The sequence below is a fragment of the Lysobacter sp. TAB13 genome, from assembly GCF_052113885.1.
GTDB classification, from domain to species: domain Bacteria; phylum Pseudomonadota; class Gammaproteobacteria; order Xanthomonadales; family Xanthomonadaceae; genus Lysobacter; species Lysobacter gummosus.
Window position 1 is genome coordinate 1 of the sequence record NZ_JBFRDR010000431.1, and the last position, 354, is coordinate 354.

Annotated in this window: 1 protein-coding gene; it reads right to left on the bottom strand. The window is 68.1% G+C overall.

What is annotated here, in order from left to right:
- Nucleotides 1–354, bottom strand: a 354-nt coding sequence (locus tag AB4Y92_RS26830) for a hypothetical protein (protein ID WP_441822386.1), incomplete at both ends; no start/stop codon positions are given.

Sequence of the window (354 nt, forward strand, 5' to 3'; positions counted from 1 at the left end):
TGATGTAGATCGGCAGCTGAACCGCCGCGAAGTAAAGCGCCATCCGCGGGGTTGCTGCCGCACCGAGCGCCGACCAGACCAGACCGACATTGCGGTTTCCGAGAATCAGGCCGACGGCCAGACGTTCGCGCAGGCCCCCCGGCAGCACCAGGGCCCCGCCGAGCTGCATGCCGAGATTGCAGGCGAAGGCAAGCGCCAGGCAGATGATGGCCACCTGCGGATCACTCTCGATCTGGCTGCGCATGCCGGCCATGGTCGCCAGAGCGAAGACCAGCAACGCTGCGACAGTGATGCCGTCCACCACGGCGCCATGGACCGCCAGCGCGGCCGCGGCGTACCGCCTCAGGATGAGCG